The following is an 18,016-nucleotide window of genomic DNA, read 5'->3' as shown; positions in this document are numbered from 1 at the left end:
TTCAACAATTTAATACTTTTTATTACTAAATTTGTGATAAAGACCACCGCTGAATGAAAAAAATTTTATGTTTTTTGTTTATGTTCTGTATTTTCACTTCTGCTTTTGCCCAGTTGGACCGAGAGCATTGGTTTGCTCCCATGATAGACAGATCAGGTGCTTCTTCTCCTTACCAGAAACTTTACTTATCTACTAACAGAACAACCCCTTTTCCTGTAAGCATTTATAACAATAATATTCTGATCGGGACGGTAAATATCAGTAAAAACAACCCTCAAAAGTTTGATGTATTAAGGACTTATATTATTACCAAACTGCAGGCAGATCTATTTACTCCAACATCTAAGGGGTTATATCTTAAAGCTGAATTTCCTTTTTATGCCAATCTAAGGTTCTCTGTGTTCAATCATGCGGAAATCCTTACTTCAAAAGGGATTCCTTCCACAGGACAAAAATTCTATGTAGCTTCTGCTCCTATCACAGTAAGTAATCCTATATTGAACTTTATGACAAGTATACTGGCAACTGAAGATAATACTTCCGTCACGATTTCCGGATACAGCCCTACCGTTCAGTTTTCAAACGGAATGACCGGAGCAACCAACCCGACAATCACTTTCATTTTAAATAAAGGGCAATCTTATATTATTGATGGGATTGGAAATATAGCATCAAACTTTGATGGTTTCATTGGTTCAAAAATTACATCAACCAAACCAATCAATGTTACCAACGGAAATTTTAATGGACAATATGCAGGAAACATCACTTCCAGCTCAGATATTTTAATGGACCAGGCAGTACCTGTCAACAGACTCGGAAATGAATTTGCTCTTGTAAAAGGTAATGGTGCTATTGGTTCCCACATGGAAGGAGCTATTGTAATAGCTACTGAAGACAATACTCAGATATTTGTCAATAATGAAATTCTTCCTGTTTCTACCATCAATGCCGGAAAATACTTTGTAATTCCCGACTCAAAATACATCCTTCAGGGCAACGGACATTATAACTTATATCTCAAAACATCAAAAAATGCTTATGTCTACCAAATTTTAGCAGGAGCTGCAAATACAGGAAATGAAACGGCCACCGGTGGATTTAATTATATTCCTGCTTTGAACTGTTACCTGCCAAAGCAAATTAATGAACTTGGCCTTATCAATGAAAATTTTGTTCATTCCAATGGTAACCCCGGAGGAGTGCTTAATATTCCCACAAAACTAAATATTATTACTGAAAGAGGAGCTAACGTTACAGTGAACGGAGCTAGTCCTCCTGCAATAACCGGCCCTTACAACATGACGGGTACAACGAATTGGGTCACTTATGGAATACCCAACGTGACGGGTACGATTACTGTAGTTTCAGATAAAGCAATTATGGCTGGAATCAATGCCGGAAGTGATGCTGTAGGGTATGGAGGCTTTTTTGCGGGCTTTCCTACACAACCTGTTATTTTACAATCCGGAGGCGGCTGTATTCCGGGAATGATACTTACCGTAGATCCTTTAATCTATGATACCTACCAATGGTATAGAAACGGAATTATTGTTCCGGGAGCTACCACTTCGACAATCACCCCTACATTACCAGGATACTACACATGCTCTGTAACAATGGGAAGTTGTGCACCTTTGGTTACTGAACAATTTAAAGTTCTGAACTGTACAAAACTGACCAATACATCATATAACGTATGTAATGCTAAAACCATAATTCCTACATTCAGCAGTTCATCACAGACTCCCAGTCCAGGTACGGTAGCTATTACAACAGCGCCTTCATTAGGTACAGCTGTTGTAAACCCTGCTACTGGTATTATTACTTATACTGTAAATACTCTGGGCACATCAGGAACAGATACATTCACTTATACATTCTGCGGAAACGACCCCGACTTCCCGGATTGTGAAACAGTAACCGTTACCCTGAATATTCAGCCTCTAACGGTAATGAATGCAACATTATCTGCCTGTGATATCAATGGGCAGGGAACCTTCAATCTGACGACAGCCAATGTTACCAGCAATTCCCCTGTTACCATTACTTATTATCCTACCCTTCTGGATGCTCAGAATGAAAATGCCGCAGCATTGATAAATAACACAACCGCCTATACCGCAACTAACGGAACAATCATATATGCAGTTGTTAATGACCATATTGGCTGTAAAAATATTGCACAAATAACACTATCTCTTTTTAATAAAGCTATCATATTGGATAACTACAATGGTGTTTTCTGTGATGATAATCTGGATGGATCAGTTACTGTTGTGCTTTCCAATATTACCCCTATTGTATTGAATAACCCTAATTACTTTACGAATGTCAGATATTATGCAAATTTAGCAGATGCCAATGCAGGAAATAACAATAGTCTCCCAAACAACTGGAGTTATACAGCAAACACAACCATTTATATCAGAGTAGATTCTCCTGATGGATGTGCTTCCGTAATCAAACCTTTACAATTCAGTATCGGAGCCAAAATAACATTGATTACAAAAAACGTTACTGAAAGCATCTGTGATGATGATTTAGATGGAATAAAAAACATCAACTTAACTCAGTTTATTCCTCAGTTTACATTAGATCCAAATGTAGCCTACACTTTCCATGCAACTTTAGCAGATGCGCAGAATAATGTGAATGCAGTTTCACCCACTGTTAATATTACGACTTCGCAGACTTATTATATCCGTTTTGAAAAAAATGGAATTTGTCCTGAAGTAGGCACTCTGAAAATCAACATTAAAGTTCCTAAGAAATCAGACATTCTAAAAGACAAGGCAATTTGTCCAAAAACAACTACAACACTTAATGCAGGACCTGGTTTTGAAAAATATTTATGGAGCACAGGAGCTACCACTCCTTCCATCACCAATGTCGGCCCCGGAAGTTATTGGGTAGAACTTACCTCCAATGGATGTGTTTACAAGCAATCCGTAAATGTTACAGAACTGCCGCTTCCTATAATAACCTCTATTGAAATTGACGGAACAACTGTAAAAGTTGGAGCAAGTGGTGGTACACCCCCTTATGAATATTCTTTAGATGGTGTAGTATGGCAAAGTTCTAATGTTTTCTACAATGTTCCCAGAGGAGCACACAATATATTTGTAAGGGACTCCAAAATGTGTGAGGATATTAAAAAACCCTTTGCCATTATCAATCTGATCAACACTATTACTCCAAATGGAGACGGCGTTAATGAAACAATAGACTATTCTGCTTTAATGAAGAATGATAATCTTGTATTTCGTATCTTTGACAGGTATGGTGCGGAAGTCTTCAGAGGTACTCCTGAAAACAGATACACCTGGGATGGAAGAATTGGTGGCAGGTATGTTCCTACAGCAAATTACTGGTACTTTATTACCTGGACAGAATATGGTTCCAATCTTCTGGTAAAATACACAAGCTGGCTACTTGTAAAACATAGATAACAACAGAAAGCCGGATGAAACATCAATTGAAGATTCAGCACCTCTTTCTTCCGGTTTTTTATATACATACCCTACTTTTTAAATGAATGGCAGGTTTCTAACACTCCTTAACAATTAAATCCCAAAGTTTAATATAACTTTAACCACTATTCTTCATCTAACTATATATAATTGCTTTATTTCTATGTAATTTTGCGCATTATATGAAGAAACTGTTTACTCTGCTGCTATTGGTTTTTCTGGCAAAAATTAATGCACAAATATATTCCGGGGAGGTATTTCTGAGAGACAACTCTATTTTATATCTCAATCAGGTGTATGTCACAAACTTGAATACACAAAAAACTGTTCTTACGGATTACAATGGTAATTTTAATATTCCGGCCAATACCGGGGATGTGATCCGGTTTACCTCTATTGTAACCGAAAGAAAAGATATCAAGCTTACCCCTCAATCCATGGAACAAAAAAATCTGGTTGAGCTTAAGATTGCCTATTATGAAATTCAGGAAATTGTTCTCAGCAGGTTCAAGCCTACCGGAAATCTTCGGTATGATGTAAATTCTTTAAGAAAAGAAGACAAAGCTTATGCTCTTAAAAAAGTAATTGGTCTTCCTGAACCAAAAGGTGACGGTACGCCTCCAGAACTGCCTGTTGCCGGACTTCGGGATGGAGGTCTTACCTTCAGTCTGGAAAGCATCTATGATATTCTTTCAGGAGAAAGAAAGAAAAAACAGCGTTATCAGGCCTATGAAAGGATGAACAGTTCTGTGGCACAGATCAAAAATTATCTGGGTAAAGATTATTTTGCCAAATTTAAAATACCGGAAAACTTAATTGATAACTTCCTTCAGTTTGTTTATTCCTCAGAAAACATCCAGGCTTATGTGCTGGCAGGCAACTTTGAAGCTGTGAAAGTGCCTATTGAAAAATACCTTCCAATCTACCAGAAAAGACTTAGAAGTTCGCATCTTCAGGAAGTTGTAGGCAGTAACTAGAAAATCAGGTAAAAAACAACTCAAAATATTTTATAACTCATGTATATTACATGGGTTATTTTTTTGTTGAATAGCTGGAAAGACCATCTATCCTTTACTGCTATTCGAAAAATATGAATTATTCAAATTTCACAACACATTATTCTTCAATGTTCAAAAATATGCTTAATTTTATCTCACAAACAAGTGTTTAAAAATAAAAAGCCTTGTATTTCGTTATCAAATAAAAACTAAGCAACCAAAACGCAAATTAAGAGTGAAGCACCGAATTTTTAATTTAATATTAATTAATGAAAAAATTACTTTTACTTCTTTGTTGTATGTTTTTCGTTACCATGTCTTCTCAAAAAAAAGGGAAAGACTACAGTAATATTTTGAAAAGTAAGAATATCTACGAGATTAATGCCTTTTTACGGGACGCCCATCCTGATGATCCCAAAAGATCCGTTCTGAAACCCAGGGTGATGGAAATGATGAAAGAGTATATCAAGAATGCACATCCTGCAGACCAAAAGGTAAAAGACATGCAGGAAATGCTTGCTATGCTGCGGAGAAGACCTTCTACCAAAATTACCTTTGATGAAATGAATGCCATCATCAAACAAAAACAGATTGCAAAATATAAAGCTGAGCTGGCTGCAAAACAATCTACCACTGTGTATACGCCCAGTACTGCCCAAAATACATATGTTGTCAACACTACTGCCAATAGCGCAATTCCCAACACTGAAGCAGAAGAGTTCAACATGTTAATGGCAGTCTCTCCTGTAGAACATAAAAACAGGACTGTAAAAATTTTAAATTCCTTATTTGATAATGATCCTAATGCTAAGGAATGCATTGTTTTGATTCAAAATAAGTCAGACTGCAATATCATTGTAAGAATGGAAGGTGTAGGAACTACCAAATATAGACTGGCAGTTCCTGCTCAGGGCGAAGGCTCCATTGTTATAGAAAAAGGGCAATATCTTTTTACCAGCCTGGTTTGCGGAGCTCAGTATGCTTCACAAAAAACAATTGAAAGACCCATTATGGTGGCTCTGGGAAGTCAATAATACACACCAAAGGCAAATTATCTCTATGTCTTTTACCACCAAAAGACATAGAGACTCCATAAATTTTCACTATTTTTGCACTCATTTTATAACTCAATGGGCAAGAATAAATTAGCAAGATTTGCAGAAAACAAAATATTACCGAATGTAATCCAGCCAACAAGGGAAGATGCTTTAAATGGTTTCGATCTTAAAGGAAAATGGAGAGACAATTTCTTTAAAAATGATAATCCAGTTATACTGGAATTAGGTTGTGGAAAAGGGGAATATTCTGTAGGGCTCGCAAAAACATTTCCTGAAAAAAACTTTATCGGAGTAGATATTAAAGGAGCAAGATTTTGGTTTGGCGCAAAAGAAGCTGTAGAAAACAAGATGAATAATGTAGCGTTTTTGAGAACTCAGATTGAGCTTGTTGATTATTTCTTTGCAGAAAATGAAGTTGACGAAATTTGGATTACATTCCCGGATCCACAGATTAAATACAAAAGAACAAAACACAGATTAACACATCCGGATTTTTTAAACCGATATAAAAAGTTCCTGAAGCCAGGAGGTATCATTCACCTGAAAACCGATTCAGAATTCCTGCATGGGTATACGCTTGGATATCTGCAAGGAGCAGGTTATGAGATCATTTCTGCCCACCATGATATATATGGTGCACCAGAATACGATCCTAATACAGAGCATTTGAGAGATATCAAAACGTATTATGAAGAGCTATTCTCAGCGAAAGGAAAAACCATTACTTATATCAAATTCCGGATAAACTGATGAATTAAACGATATGATGAAAAAAAATTTTTTAACAATTTTATTCTTCACATTTCTTATCTCCAACTTTACACAGGCCCAAAAGAGCAGTAAAGACATTTTAAAAAGCACAAATATTAAAGAAATTGAAGAATACCTGAAGAACGCACACCCTGACGATCCTAAAAAAACCGTGCTGAAGCCCAAGCTTATTGCTTTAAAAAACTCCGAATGGACAAAGGGTGCACTTACTGCCAAACCTATGGAAGCAAGGCCTGTTATTGCGGATATTCCGAAGAACGCGATGAGGAATCCTGATTCTGATGATGCGGAAGAGTTTAGAAAGCTTATTGCTGAAACATCTGCTGAACATAAGGAGAAGACAGTAAAGGTGCTGAACGCTATGTTTAATGAGGATATCAGCCGTAATGAAGCTATTCTCTTATTCAAAAATAATTCTGACTGCAATATTGTATTACGGATAGAAGGAAAAGAGTTTTATAATCTTGCAGTTCCTGCTCGTGCAGAAAACTTCATTGTACTTAAAAAAGATTCATATACGCTTAGCAGCAACATCTGTGATATGAAATATTCCTCTCAGAAAGACATTAAAAAAAGTATATTTGTAACAATAGACAACCCGAAACCCTCCAATGTTGAACTGAAATCAATTCAAAAGGAGCAGATAACGGAGCAATCACAGAAAAAACAAAAGTCAAAAAATAAAATAGGATGAAAAAACTATTAGTTCTTACCGGAACTTCATTGATTCTTGCCAGCTGTAATGTCAATTATGGAGCCTACCCGGGAGGAACTTCCTACCCTTATCCTGCCAACAATTCCGGTAACAGAGCCAATACAGAAAGAGAGTACAATGATCTTATAAAGACTTATAAACCGGAAACAGCCGACGTACTTAATGACCTTCTTAATAGTGATGATCCTAAAAATCCCAGGACCTCTATTTCTGTAGAAAATAAATCCCCATGCAATATGGTGCTTACAGTAAGCGGAGGTAATTTTTTCAAGAAAATTCCTATTGGTGCCGGTAAGATAGGATACACTATGGTTCCTAAAAATCAGAACTACAGATTATCCGGGGTTGTGTGCAACTCTATTTACCAGTCTACAAAGTTTGTCACAACTTCTTATTCTGTAAAACTTTCAAACTAACATACAGCCCGCAGACTTTCTGTGGGTTTTTATTTTAAATAAAAAATTCTGATATTTTCTTGCAATGAATAGTCAAAAGATACTAAACAAGATTATTTTAAACCTTTCAAGGTAAAATTGATCACTAAGTATAAAAATGAGTTTTATACATACTTTTCTAAGAAATAGCTCTTGTATATAAATAAAAAAACGCTGGACCGAAATCCAGCGTTTTTCCTATATTAAAGAAAATCTTCAATTATTCTGCATCGAAATCAGCATCTGTATCAGCAGATACTTTTTCTCCTTCTTCTTTAGATTTTTCTTTATCAGCTTTTCTTTGAGACTGACCTTCTTTGATAGATTCAGAAACTACGCTAAGGATCATATCAATAGACTTAGAAGCATCATCGTTTCCTGGGATAACGAAGTCAACTTTTCTAGGGTCAGAGTTTGTATCAACGATACCGAAAACTGGAATACCAAGTTTCTTAGCTTCAGTTACCGCGATGTGTTCTCTTAAGATATCAACTACAAATACAGCAGATGGAAGTCTCACCATGTCAGCGATAGAACCTAAGTTCTTCTCCAGGTTAGCTCTTTGTCTGTCAACTTGTAATCTTTCTTTTTTAGATAAAGTTTCGAATGTACCGTCTTTTTTCATTTTGTCGATAGCATTCATCTTCTTTACAGCCTTTCTGATAGTAACGAAGTTCGTTAACATACCACCTGGCCATCTTTCTGTAATATAAGGCATATTAAGTTCAGAAGCGTGTTTTGCAACTACTTCTTTCGCTTGCTTTTTAGTCGCTACGAAAAGAACTTTTTTACCTGCAGAAGTTAATTTTTCTAAAGCGCTGCATGCTTCATCTAATTTAACTGCTGTTTTATGTAAGTCTACAATGTGAATACCGTTTTTCTCCATAAAAATGTATGGAGCCATATTTGGATTCCACTTTCTAGTCATGTGACCGAAGTGTACGCCAGCCTCTAAAAGGTCTTTTACATTTGCTTTTGCCATGTTTTCTGTTTTTGTTAGTTTACTTTCCGTCTTTTAAACAATCAACAACTTCTTTAGATGGGAGAAGCGTTTGGATGCTAAACGTAACGGGCAATTGGCGGTCTGCTTTTTGCTTTTGGCAATGGGCTTTTCGCCGAGATTAAGTTTAAAAAAAATTTAATACATTTCTGTAGCCAGTAGCCATAAGCCATCTGCCAACGAGAAATCTTAACGTTTTGAGAATTGGAATCTCTTTCTTGCTTTTTTCTGACCTGGCTTCTTTCTTTCCACCATTCTTGCGTCTCTTGTAAGTAAACCAGCTGGCTTCAATGCTAATCTGAACTCAGCGTTGATTTCGCATAAAGCTCTAGAAATACCTAATCTGATAGCCTCTGCCTGACCTGTATTTCCACCACCGAATACGTTTACGGTAACGTCATACTGACCAACAGTCTCAGAAAGGATAAACGGTTGGTTTAATTTGTAAACCATCACGTCTGTAGAGAAATATTCTTTAGCATCTTTACCGTTTACTGTAATAACACCAGAACCTGGTTTTACATAAACTCTAGCTACAGAAGTTTTTCTTCTTCCGATTTTGTGAACTATAGACATAATTAATTATTTAAATTCGTTAACATTAATTGTTTTTGGCTGTTGAGCTTCATGTTTGTGCTCAGTTCCTTCATATAAATAAAGGTTCTTAAGGATAGCAGCTCCTAATCTGTTTTTAGGCAACATACCTTTTACAGACTTTTCTAATACCTTTAAAGAATCTTTCTTTTGAAGTTCAGCCGCAGTCATAGACTTCTGTCCACCAGGGTATCCTGTATGCCAGATATAAGTCTTATCAGCCCACTTGTTTCCGGAAAGTGTAATTTTCCCAGCATTCAAAACGATTACGTTATCACCACAATCTACGTGAGGTGTGTAGTTCGTTTTGTGCTTACCTCTCAAAATCTTTGCAACCGTAGAAGCTAATCTACCTAACGGCTGTCCTTCAGCGTCTACCACAACCCATTCTTTATTAGCAGTAGCTTTGTTCGCTGAAACAGTTTTGTAACTTAATGTATTCACACGTTTTAGTTAAAGATTAAACATAATTTACCCCTAAAAGGGTGTGCAAAGGTACAAATTATTTTTGTAACCCAAAAACATATTTTATTTAATCTATATAATCTTCTCCCTGTCCCCTTCTATTAATAGATTTTAACACTATTTACAATTTTGGCACAGATCTTGAAAACTCATGAGCCGATGAAAAATACACTTTGAAGATTCTAAAAACACCAATGAAACAGCAAAGAGTTTATTCCCTCAACTCTTTCTTTTATTAAGTTTACTGTAACGATTCTGTAAGATATATTAACATCATCACAATTTCATCGAAATAATTATATTTGTGGCAATCATATTCCATAATCATGAGCCACGGAAAAATAAGAGATGATAAAACCTGCCTCAACTGCGGGCATCAGGTTGAAGAAAGGTTTTGTCCCCACTGCGGACAGGAAAATACTGAAAGACGACAGCCCTTCTACTTTCTTTTCACCCATTTCATTGAAGACTTCACTCATTATGACGGGCAGTTCTGGGGAACAGTAAAAAATTTGTTATTTAGACCCGGCAAACTGACAAACACTTATCTGGAAGGAAAGAGACAGAAATTCGTTCCTCCTGTAAAGCTTTATATTTTTGTCAGTTTCATTACATTTTTCGTTTTTGCTCTGTTTCCTATGGTTAATATAGGCTCTACAAAAGAGGGAAATAGTGGTGAAAATAATAAAACAAACTTTTTAAAAGTCATGAAACCTGTCGGAAAACAAAAGCTTATAGACAGTATAAAAGCAAAAAAACATCTGACTGAAAAAGACTCTCTTGCGATTGAAGGAATAAAAGCAGTTCCTGACTCTTCTGAAATAGAAGATATGATTGACATGGACAAAACAATAGATCCGGATTTTACTTTTGGTGACTACAAAACCAGGAAGGCTTATGATTCTGCTAAAGCCAAAAATCCGTCATCTCTTAGTTTTATTGAAGCCCCTATCATTCACAAATTCTTTGAGCTTAAAGAAAAAGGCGTGAAGAAAAAGGAAATTATTGCCGGTATGGTAGAAAAGTCATTTCATAATCTCCCAAAAGCACTTTTTATCTATCTCCCTCTTTTCGCATTATTTTTATGGATCTTTCATAGTAAGAAAAAATGGTGGTACTTTGATCACGGAATTTTCACGCTGCATTACTTCTCGTTTTTACTGCTTACCATATTATTGATATTCTTACTTACCAAATTGGCAGGTCTCACAGACTTCTGGCTGATTAATACCATTTTATATTTAGCAATATCACTCCTGTCATTATACACTATGGCCTATTTTTTTATTGCTCACAGGCGGGTTTATCGCGCCCATGGTTTGGTAAGCATTATTCTCGGAATGATATTATTCACCATTAACTTTATTGCATTTATGTTTTTGCTTTTAGGCCTTGCCCTAATAAGTTTCCTGATGATTCATTAATAATAAAAGAGGCTTTCAATTGTGAAAGCCTCTTTTATTTATTTTCTTAATGACTTAGTTGCCCTAAAGCTTGCTATTACATAATAGGCTACAAACACCATAGAAAACTTTAGAATGGATGGAATAGCCAGTTCAAGTTTAAAAATTAAAGTACCTGCACCAACCAGAATCGCCATCACTACAAAAGACAGTCCCAGTTTTTTAGCCAGTGTAAAATCTGGAGTATCCAAATAATAAGCAATACCCCAGGCCGCACCAAAAGCAATAGCATAATAGAACTCCAAACCAATGTTTTCTGAACTTAAAAAGAAATAATTAATCAGGAAGCTTACTACAGTTCCCAATGCGAAATATATCAACGCTTTTTGCATGTCTGTAAAAATATGCTGCAAAAATAGAGAATTTAATCGGGGTGTAGAATTGTCGCAAACATTTAATTATTGAAACCAACAATATCACCCAAAAAGGTAATTGACCACAAACATTACAAATTATAAATTTGAAATAGAATCAGGAGCTGAGATATCCTCCTAATCATTTTGCAGGGTATCGAAGAGGAAAGATCTGATTTTTCAAAAATTAAAAAAACAATTACAAACCAAAAAAACAATAGACATGAAAAAGATTCCCCAAAAAACAGTAGAAATTACGGACTTTAACGAAGACAATGTTGAAGTGAATGTAATAATCAGTGCCAATACACAATTTGGTGATCCCCATTTTATCATCAATGGAACCCGGATAGATGACAACAATTTAAAAGATGACGGATTTTCTTTTACTATTCCAAAAGCAGATGTAAAGTCCGGTAATTTACTTTTTGCAACTTCTTTTAATATTAATATGCAGGTAAACCATCTGCAGATCTTAATCAATACATGCAGAATAAAATTCGAGTTTCCTCAAATTCCTAGCAAGAATTTTAATTTCAACCCCTTTAAAGGTAAAACAACCGAAGATTTAGCTGGCAGATTCATCTATGGAGTCTATAAGTACATAAATATTGAGCTATGAAAAAGATATTACTAGTAACTCTGACAGTTGGATCAACATTACTATTTTCTCAAAACAAAGAAATTAGTACAGAGTTAAACAAGCTGGAGCTTTCCAATGCTCCAAGTGTAATGCTTCTCGGCTTGGCAAGTTCTGATCTGGAAACCCCAAAATCGAAAAAAGCATTCATGACCAGTATTGTGAATTCTTTCAGCGAAAATGAAGGTCTTCCCAATGCGTACGCAGTAGAACTTACCCCGACCCATTTATTTCCTCTGACGGAAATGGATGCGTTGAAATACGCTGGCATTAAAACCATCAAAAATGCTGATAATAGAAAAGAGGAGTATAAAAATAACATTTTCAGTGAAGCAAAAAACGTTTCAGTCTCATTTGCCTTTCTGAAAAATTATAAAATTGAAAATCTTGAAACGGAAAATCCTTCGGTATCTTTTTCTTTGCGAACTACAGTAGTTAAAATAAGAAATAAAAAAAATATAGAGGCTATCACAACCTCAAACACGAATATATCAAAGGAATTAACCGATATCCAGGAAGAGTTTAGAAAATCAAAGGAATATAATGATATAGAAGCATCCAATGCCAGCCCAGATGAAAAAAATGAGATGAGGGCAAAAGCGCTAGAAAAGTTCGTCCCGGATTATTACAAGACAGAAACAGAAAATTATAAAAAATACCTTGATGAAAAACCTGCTTTTCAGCTGGATGTAGCTTCAGCCTACAGTACTTTCTTTTTAAATAACCAATTCAAGAATAATCAATTCGGGAAATTTGGGGTTTGGCTGACAATGAGTTCTGGAATCAATCTGGAAAGGAGAAATCAAGAGTCAAAGCCAAAATCAGCTGAAGAACAAAAGTTAGCCGCAAATCAAAAGAACGAAAAGCCCAAAGTAATGATCAAAGAAACCCCTGAAGACCCTTCAAAGATTGAAAAACGATTAAATTTTTATGCCGTTGCAAGATACATGCAGGACAAAACAGTTTATGATGTTGCCAACGGGTTCAGCAAAACCAACAATTATGATTTTGGTGGAAAAATAGAGCTTGTTTATAATAAATTTTCCATTGGGTATGAATTCATTTACAGAAGCAGTGATTTAGACAATACCTATCGTTCTAACGGAATCATTAACTATAAAGTATCCGACAGCGTTTATATTAATGCAGCTTTTGGAAAGAATTATGGTGATAAGGATAATCTGATTTCATTTTTAGGGTTGAACTGGGGATTGGACAGCAAAAGAAAAACACTTTTTTCAGAGAAACAATAAAGGAAGCTTTCTGAAACCAAACTTATGGTTAAAAATGTCGGTAGATTTTGATCTGCCGACATTTTTATTATTACAGAGCAGCGTAATAATCTGTAAAATACTGATTCAGCCTCTGACAAAGTCTACAAAACCAAAAAAAACAATTATTATAAATGTTTAAAAATCAAAACATTAAATTACAAGTCTTGGTTTTCATTTTATTACTATATTTGAGAACTTAGAAACTGTCTAGAATTTTTATGGAAACCCAAAAATATACTCCAACCAACAAGGTAAGAATCGTAACTGCTGCCTCATTATTTGACGGGCATGATGCTGCAATCAATATTATGCGTCGTGTCATCCAGGGAACAGGATGCGAAGTGATCCACTTAGGACACGATAAATCAGCAGAAGAAGTTGTAAATACAGCAATCCAGGAAGATGCTAATGCTATTGCATTAACTTCTTATCAGGGAGGTCATAACGAATATTTTAAATATATTTATGATCTTTTGAGGGAGAAAAATTCACCGCAGATCAAAATTTTTGGCGGCGGTGGCGGTGTAATCCTTCCGGAAGAAATCAAAGACCTGATGTCTTACGGAATCGACAGAATTTATTCTCCGGATGATGGCCGTGAGCTGGGACTTCAGGGAATGATTGATGATCTGGTACAAAGATCAGATTTTGCTACAGGAAAAGATGTTACAGCAAAAGATCTTGATGATATCAGCTTTGAAAATCCGTCAAGCATTGCTCAAATTATTTCAGCTGTTGAAAACTTCTCAGAAGAAAAACCTGAGCTTGTAAAAGCAATCGATGAAAAATCTAAAGATCTGACTATTCCAATCATTGGTATTACAGGTACCGGAGGAGCTGGTAAATCATCACTAACAGATGAATTGGTAAGACGTTTCTTACGTTCAAATACGGATAAAAAAATCGCTATTATTTCCATTGACCCTTCGAAAAAGAAAACCGGAGGTGCTTTATTAGGCGACAGAATCCGTATGAACGCGATCAATGATCCAAGAGTTTATATGCGTTCTATGGCAACCAGAGAAAATAACGTTTCTGTTTCTCCTTTCATTCACTCTGCACTGAATGTATTGAAACTGGCCCGTCCTGATATCATCATTCTTGAAACTTCGGGGATCGGGCAGTCTGGTTCAGAAGTTTCTGATTTTGCGGACGTTTCCATGTATGTAATGACTCCAGAATATGGAGCATCCACGCAGTTGGAAAAAATCGACATGTTAGACTATGCAGATCTTGTCGCATTGAATAAATCTGACAAGCGTGGTGCATTGGATGCACTTCAGGCGGTAAGAAAACAGTTCCAGAGAAACCATTTACTATGGGAAAGCCCGTTAGACGATATGCCGGTATATGCAACCAAAGCATCTCAGTTTAATGATCATGGAACTACAGAATTATACAACAGATTGGTTTCAAAAGTAAATGATAAATTCTCTGAATTAAATCTAAAAACCTTTGTAGAACAGGAAATTACAGAAGAAGTAACCATCATTCCTCCGAAAAGAGTCCGTTACCTTTCTGAAATCGTTGAAAACAATAAACAATACGACATCAATATTGAAAAACAGGCAGAATTAGCCAGAAAAATGTATCATATTGAAGGCGTTAAAAATATCATTTCCAATGACGTTCTGGATGCTGAATATCAAAAAGCAGAAAAAGAACTTCAACAGGATAATATCGACTTCCTAAAGACTTGGGACGACACGAAAAAAGCTTTCCATGCAGAGTTTTATTCTTATTTTGTGAGAGGAAAAGAGATCAAGGTTGAAACTTCTACTGAGTCTTTATCTCACTTAAGAATTCCAAAAATTGCATTACCAAAATACAATGACTGGGGAGATCTGATCAAATGGAAAGGACAGGAAAACCTTCCGGGAAGCTTCCCTTACACTGCAGGTATTTATCCGTTCAAGAGAACCGGAGAAGATCCTACAAGAATGTTTGCAGGAGAAGGAGGTCCTGAAAGAACCAACAGAAGATTCCATTATGTTTCTGCAGAAATGCCTGCAAAACGTTTATCTACAGCTTTTGACTCTGTTACACTATACGGTCAGGATCCGGCTTTACCACCAGATATTTATGGTAAAATCGGAAATGCGGGAGTTTCTATTGCAACACTGGATGATGCCAAGAAATTATATTCCGGATTTGATCTTGTGAATGCATTGACTTCGGTTTCAATGACGATCAACGGTCCTGCACCAATGCTGCTGGCTTTCTTTATGAATGCCGCCATTGATCAGAATGTTGAAAAATATATTAAAGAAAACGGTTTAGCATCTAAAGTTGAAGCTAAGCTTAAAGAAAAATTTGACGATAAAGGGTTAGAAAGACCGAAATACAACGGTGAACTTCCTCCATCCAACAATGGTTTAGGATTACAGCTTTTGGGATTAACAGGTGATGAAGTAATCCCTGCTGATGTCTATGCAGAAATCAAAGCTAAAACGATTGCTACGGTTCGTGGCACCGTTCAGGCTGATATCTTAAAAGAAGACCAAGCTCAGAATACATGTATCTTCTCTACGGAGTTTGCCTTAAGATTAATGGGTGACGTTCAGGAATATTTCATCAGAGAAAAAGTAAGAAACTTCTACTCTGTTTCTATTTCAGGATACCATATTGCCGAAGCGGGAGCGAATCCGGTTTCCCAATTAGCATTCACACTGGCTAATGGTTTCACTTATGTGGAATATTACTTAAGCCGTGGAATGGATATCAATGATTTTGCACCGAACTTATCTTTCTTCTTCTCTAACGGTATTGATCCTGAATATTCAGTAATCGGACGCGTGGCAAGAAGAATCTGGGCAAAAGCCATGAAATTAAAATACGGAGCTGACGAAAGAAGCCAGATGCTGAAATACCACATCCAGACTTCAGGACGTTCTCTGCACGCTCAGGAAATTGACTTCAACGATATCAGAACTACTCTTCAGGCGCTTTATGCAATCTATGATAACTGTAATTCACTTCACACCAATGCGTATGACGAAGCGATCACAACTCCTACTGAGCAGTCTGTAAGAAGAGCGATGGCAATTCAGCTGATCATCAACAAAGAATTAGGATTGGCTAAAAACGAAAATCCGCTTCAGGGATCATTCATCATTGAAGAATTAACGGATCTTGTAGAAGAAGCTGTATATGCAGAATTCGACAGAATCACAGAAAGAGGCGGTGTTCTTGGAGCAATGGAAACGATGTACCAACGTTCAAAAATCCAGGAAGAATCCATGCATTACGAGTGGCTGAAGCATACTGGTGAATATCCGATCATCGGAGTAAATACTTTCTTAGGAAAAGATGGTTCTCCAACCGTTTTACCAGGAGAAGTTATCCGTTCTACTGAAGAGGAGAAACAGGCACAGATTGAATCTCTTCATAACTTCCAGCAAGCGAATGAAGGTAAATCTGAAGAAGCTTTGAAACAACTTCAGCATGCAGCCATCAACCAGCAAAACTTATTTGAAATGATGATGGATGCCGTGAAATATTGTTCTCTTGGACAGATTACCAACGCTTTATTTGAAGTAGGCGGTAAGTACAGAAGAAACATGTAAACCATAATTGGACATACATTTTTTATAAATCAAACCTCAAAGAAATTCTTTGAGGTTTTGTTATTTTTAATGTGAAAAAACACTAAATTTTGATGCGTTTATTTATAATGTTTGTTAAAAATTAAAAATAAAATGATCTGATCCTCTATATTTACCATCAAAAAAAATTGAATGAGAACATATATTAAAATTATTTTGGTGTTGGGTCTTTTTGTAGCGTTAGGTTCCTGTAAAACCTCTAATGTAGATACCTCTCATAAAAGCGATATGGCTAGAAACGCTGAAGAACTACAAAAAAGAGAACAGGCGGAGAAAAATAGAGTTGATGTTACAAGCTCCCTAAACAATTACGGAAAGCCAGCTTCAAAATAAGGAAGTCTCCTTTGTAAATAAAATCTCCTTATTTTTGGGAGATTTTAATTTTACAATGAAACCAAAAGCTTTATTCAACTGGAGCAGCGGAAAAGATTCCGCCCTTGCTCTTTACAAAATACTACAGGAAGATCAATATGAGATTTCTACTCTGCTTACCAGCATCAATCAGGAATTCCAAAGGATTTCTATGCACGGTGTGCCTATTTCTCTTTTAGAAAAGCAGGCCGAAAGTCTTGGAATTCCGTTAATTAAAATGGAACTTCCTAAAGAACCCTCTATGGAAGAATACCAACAGATCATGAGTACAACAATGACTGGAATTAAAGCTCAGGGTATTACCCATTCCATTTTTGGAGATATTTTTCTGGAAGATCTGAGAAAATACAGGGAAGACCAGTTAACGGCCATCGGTATGAAAGCCGTATTTCCTCTGTGGAAACAAGATACAACTAACCTCATTCATGAATTTTTAGATCTTGGCTTTAAAACGATTGTAACATGTGTGAACGGATCTTATCTTGATCAAAGCTTCGCTGGACGAATTATTGATCAGCAATTCATTGATGACCTTCCTGAAAATGTAGATCCATGCGGAGAAAACGGAGAGTTTCATACTTTTACTTTTGATGGCCCTATTTTCAAAAATCCGGTTCAGTTCGAAATAGGAGAAACAGTTAAAAAGACTTATCCTAAACCTAAAACAACTCCTGAAGAAGAAGATGGGGAATATGTTTTCTGGTTCCGTGATCTGCTATTAAAATAAGCCTGTGAATATTCTTTCACAGGTTTTTTAATGTATTATTTTTCAAAAATACTTCCATTCATAGCACTTAAATT

16 protein-coding genes are annotated in these 18,016 nt (G+C 36.1%); 12 read left to right on the top strand and 4 right to left on the bottom strand.

All coding sequences use genetic code 11. From position 1 onward, the window contains the following. The first annotated feature begins 53 nt into the window (after nucleotides 1-53). The 6 genes from EK417_RS03810 (at nucleotide 54) to EK417_RS03785 (ending at nucleotide 7,431) form a co-directional block, all read left to right on the top strand. The gene (locus tag EK417_RS03810) at nucleotides 54-3,452 is read left to right on the top strand and encodes an FIDD domain-containing protein (RefSeq protein ID WP_168801923.1); all 3,399 of its coding nucleotides are present in this window, start codon (nucleotides 54-56) and stop codon (nucleotides 3,450-3,452) included. Between the two features lie 203 nt (nucleotides 3,453-3,655). Further along, on the top strand, nucleotides 3,656-4,450 hold the full coding sequence (locus EK417_RS03805) for a hypothetical protein (RefSeq protein ID WP_110368126.1): 795 nt from the start codon (nucleotides 3,656-3,658) through the stop codon (nucleotides 4,448-4,450). A gap of 290 nt (nucleotides 4,451-4,740) precedes the next feature. Next, nucleotides 4,741-5,505 carry a DUF6759 domain-containing protein gene (locus EK417_RS03800; protein WP_110368125.1) on the top strand — a complete coding sequence of 255 codons (765 nt, stop codon included), beginning with the start codon at nucleotides 4,741-4,743 and terminating at the stop codon, nucleotides 5,503-5,505. 96 nt (nucleotides 5,506-5,601) lie between these two features. Next, nucleotides 5,602-6,279 carry a tRNA (guanosine(46)-N7)-methyltransferase TrmB gene (gene trmB, locus EK417_RS03795; protein WP_076594878.1) on the top strand — a complete coding sequence of 226 codons (678 nt, stop codon included), beginning with the start codon at nucleotides 5,602-5,604 and terminating at the stop codon, nucleotides 6,277-6,279. A 13-nt stretch (nucleotides 6,280-6,292) separates the two neighbouring features. After that, nucleotides 6,293-6,994, top strand: a complete 702-nt coding sequence (locus EK417_RS03790) for a DUF6759 domain-containing protein (protein WP_228457884.1) — start codon at nucleotides 6,293-6,295, stop codon at nucleotides 6,992-6,994. Continuing rightward, a complete protein-coding gene (locus EK417_RS03785; protein WP_076594877.1) occupies nucleotides 6,991-7,431 on the top strand; it encodes a DUF6759 domain-containing protein in 441 nt (146 codons plus the stop codon). Before EK417_RS03790 ends, EK417_RS03785 begins: the two co-directional genes overlap by 4 nt. A 238-nt stretch (nucleotides 7,432-7,669) precedes the next feature. Here the strand turns inward: EK417_RS03785 and rpsB are convergent, their stop codons facing one another. From rpsB to rplM, 3 genes are all read right to left on the bottom strand, one after another. After that, a complete protein-coding gene (rpsB, locus tag EK417_RS03780) occupies nucleotides 7,670-8,431 on the bottom strand; it encodes a 30S ribosomal protein S2 (RefSeq protein WP_062675707.1) in 762 nt (253 codons plus the stop codon). Between the two features lie 207 nt (nucleotides 8,432-8,638). Further along, the gene (rpsI, locus tag EK417_RS03775) at nucleotides 8,639-9,025 is read right to left on the bottom strand and encodes a 30S ribosomal protein S9 (protein ID WP_002976218.1); all 387 of its coding nucleotides are present in this window, start codon (nucleotides 9,023-9,025) and stop codon (nucleotides 8,639-8,641) included. 6 nt (nucleotides 9,026-9,031) lie between these two features. After that, nucleotides 9,032-9,487 (bottom strand): 50S ribosomal protein L13, encoded by a 456-nt coding sequence (gene rplM / locus EK417_RS03770; RefSeq protein WP_002976217.1) that lies wholly within the window; start codon nucleotides 9,485-9,487, stop codon nucleotides 9,032-9,034. Between the two features lie 347 nt (nucleotides 9,488-9,834). Here rplM and EK417_RS03765 point away from each other — a divergent pair, with 347 nt between their 5' ends. Then, nucleotides 9,835-10,932, top strand: coding sequence for a DUF3667 domain-containing protein (locus tag EK417_RS03765; RefSeq protein WP_076594876.1), 1,098 nt, complete (start codon nucleotides 9,835-9,837; stop codon nucleotides 10,930-10,932). Between the two features lie 38 nt (nucleotides 10,933-10,970). Here EK417_RS03765 and EK417_RS03760 read toward each other — a convergent pair whose 3' ends face one another. Continuing rightward, a complete protein-coding gene (locus EK417_RS03760; protein WP_076594875.1) occupies nucleotides 10,971-11,303 on the bottom strand; it encodes a hypothetical protein in 333 nt (110 codons plus the stop codon). Between the two features lie 244 nt (nucleotides 11,304-11,547). Here EK417_RS03760 and EK417_RS03755 point away from each other — a divergent pair, with 244 nt between their 5' ends. From EK417_RS03755 to EK417_RS03735, 5 genes are all read left to right on the top strand, one after another. Beyond that, nucleotides 11,548-11,946 (top strand): hypothetical protein, encoded by a 399-nt coding sequence (locus EK417_RS03755; RefSeq protein ID WP_076594874.1) that lies wholly within the window; start codon nucleotides 11,548-11,550, stop codon nucleotides 11,944-11,946. Then, nucleotides 11,943-13,217: a hypothetical protein gene (locus EK417_RS03750; RefSeq protein ID WP_136521375.1), complete on the top strand. Its 1,275-nt coding sequence runs from the start codon at nucleotides 11,943-11,945 to the stop codon at nucleotides 13,215-13,217. Before EK417_RS03755 ends, EK417_RS03750 begins: the two co-directional genes overlap by 4 nt. 239 nt (nucleotides 13,218-13,456) lie before the next feature. Further along, complete coding sequence (locus EK417_RS03745; protein WP_136521374.1) at nucleotides 13,457-16,804, top strand: methylmalonyl-CoA mutase family protein; 3,348 nt, start codon at nucleotides 13,457-13,459, stop codon at nucleotides 16,802-16,804. A gap of 171 nt (nucleotides 16,805-16,975) precedes the next feature. After that, complete coding sequence (locus EK417_RS03740) at nucleotides 16,976-17,176, top strand: hypothetical protein (protein WP_136521373.1); 201 nt, start codon at nucleotides 16,976-16,978, stop codon at nucleotides 17,174-17,176. A 55-nt stretch (nucleotides 17,177-17,231) separates the two neighbouring features. Continuing rightward, nucleotides 17,232-17,942, top strand: a complete 711-nt coding sequence (locus EK417_RS03735; protein WP_076595069.1) for a Dph6-related ATP pyrophosphatase — start codon at nucleotides 17,232-17,234, stop codon at nucleotides 17,940-17,942. The last annotated feature ends 74 nt before the right edge of the window (nucleotides 17,943-18,016 follow it).

Source organism: Chryseobacterium candidae, from assembly GCF_004916905.1.
Taxonomy (GTDB): domain Bacteria; phylum Bacteroidota; class Bacteroidia; order Flavobacteriales; family Weeksellaceae; genus Chryseobacterium; species Chryseobacterium candidae.
This window is presented reverse-complemented; position numbering and strand designations above follow the sequence as displayed.